The sequence below is a fragment of the Chamaesiphon sp. OTE_20_metabat_361 genome (genome assembly GCF_031364565.1).
Map to the genome: position 1 here is coordinate 1 of NZ_JANLWO010000825.1, position 2,086 is coordinate 2,086.

The 2,086-nt window shown below is 43.0% G+C and carries 1 protein-coding gene and 1 pseudogene; both read left to right on the top strand.

What is annotated here, in order from left to right; translation table 11 throughout:
- Positions 1 to 219 precede the first annotated feature (219 nt).
- A pseudogene (locus RMO35_RS25490) lies at positions 220 to 365 on the top strand (IS982 family transposase); the annotation flags it as partial.
- Positions 366 to 418: 53 nt separating this feature from the next.
- Positions 419 to 1,324 carry a CPBP family intramembrane glutamic endopeptidase gene (locus RMO35_RS23145; protein WP_309744762.1) on the top strand — a complete coding sequence of 302 codons (906 nt, stop codon included), beginning with the start codon at positions 419 to 421 and terminating at the stop codon, positions 1,322 to 1,324.
- The last annotated feature ends 762 nt before the right edge of the window (positions 1,325 to 2,086 follow it).

The window sequence follows — 2,086 nt, forward strand, 5'->3', positions numbered from 1 at the left end:
GCCAGCCAGCCGATCGCGGCTCCACCTAAAACTAACCAAGCTGAATTGACTTGAAATCTCATCCCTAAAATCGCACTGCCGATCGCGATCGCCGCCCCTAGCTGTAGCGACCTGGAATAGTAATCACTCAGGACTGCAATCATCGCGATTTTGAGACCACATTAACTGCAACTATCCGATCTCAATCGATTGGATAGCTGCACCGTTACAACTCTAAACATTGAGCATTCCCGTCATCGCAGTCGGTTTAACTTGTCACGGTTAACTTGATTTCTGGCTTGATTGCTTATTCTTATTACCCCAAAAAGCCTTGTTTGGATTTGGAACATAAAGGTCTTGAATCACTTCCCCCAGCCATTTTCTAGCGTCGAACTCACGTTGAATTAATAGTTAAACCACTGCCACCAGAATAATAAGAATGAGATATCTTCCATTTGTTCCAATTGAAAATAGCCAAATCGTTGTTTTTGGCCTGCTTACAACCGCTATTACCAGTGTTTGGATACCGAGAGAATTGTTTAATTGGAAGTATGCCTACGGAAGTATCTGTTTATTTTTGCTGACTCTAGTCTCGGCTGTTTTTTACGGATACGTTAATTTTATTGCAGTTCCCGTAATCTTTGTTTTTTCCTCAGGATTTATGCTTCTTCGCCAAGAAAGATCCTTTCTCAAGCTTGTTGGAGCAATGTTGATTACTGTCCTGTCGATAGGCTTCATGAGCCATTGGGTACCAGGGTTTCACAATCCTGCTTTGATTAAAAATTCGATAATAAGTGCGGACGGCATTCCATATTCCTTATCTTTGGACTTCGATAAGGCGCTGATTGGATTTTTCTACATATTGCTGGGAACGGTCATGATTCGGACTGTGCGTGAGTTTAAAGCATCGGTAAAAACGTGCTTGGTGGGGGTCTGGCTCATTGTTGCCTGTCTGCTACCAAGCTCCGTCGTTATGGGGTATGTCCGTCCAGATTTAAAATTTGGGGAGTTCTTTTTACAGTGGGCCTGGATCAACCTCTTTTTTACTTGTCTTGCAGAAGAAGCTTTTTTCAGAGGATTTATACAGACTCGGCTTTCCATCCTTTTGGCAAGCTATCGTTATGGTTCTGTTATCGCTTTGATCGTTGCATCATCACTGTTCGGCATCGCTCATTTTGCAGGAGGCTTTAAATACGTAATTTTAGCCACGATGGCCGGTTTGGGATACGGCTTAGTTTATAGTCGAACTCGACACATTGAGGCATCTGTGCTTACACATTTTTCAGTCAACGCTATTCATTTCCTTTTTTTCACTTACCCCGCTCTATCTGGGTTCGTGGCCTAACAAAACGAGGTAGTACCAGCCTTGGCTATCGAACGATACACGTAATTGGCTTCGATGTCCGTGGGTTTTCCGTAGTAGGGAATCAGGTGTAAATCAATTGCCAGCCGATGACTTCAATTGCGGAGCTTTGGCGGAATTCGACTCTGCAATGCGGCATTTAATTCTTGCTCTAGGGGGAAACGCAGAATTCGGACAAAATAGCACGCTAAGGCTGAAAGCTTTTTCCTGACTGGCTTGCAAGGAAGTATCCTGAAGACCGAAAAAAAGTCATAGTTTGTCAGATTAGGGTATACCCCACTCTGACAGATTTAGATTGGAGGTTTAATTTCTCGAATACGCTCAGCAAAGCTGTTGTTCAAGGTGACTCTGTGATAAGATTATGCAATGATTGGTTATTTTTCAACCCAACAATTCTTGTAATTGTTGTTATACTCTTTCTCCGTGATGGCGTGATAATTCCCATCAGCATTCGCTTGAATGCTTCATAGCTTCTAACTTCTGGAAATATCGATCTATACTGGTTCGCATGTCGATCGATTGCACTAATCGTCGGTGCTGCTGCTCTTGGCTGTGTCATATATTCTGCCTCTTCTTCAGCCTTCTATTCCCATTTTAGCTCTCCTAGTAGAGAGCGGCGGAAATAAACCAGGTATTTAAGACGTAAGCGGTTTGCCTTTATAAGTCCACTTGAAAGGTTTAGCCATCGTACTGTTAAAGTAGTCCACAAACTCATGGATACGAGCTTTCAAGTGATCTGTACTG

Bases quoted from the DNA above. Each gene is read 5' to 3' on its own strand.
- RMO35_RS23145 (WP_309744762.1), top strand. From the start codon at position 419: ATGAGATATCTTCCATTTGTTCCAATTGAAAATAGCCAAATCGTTGTT.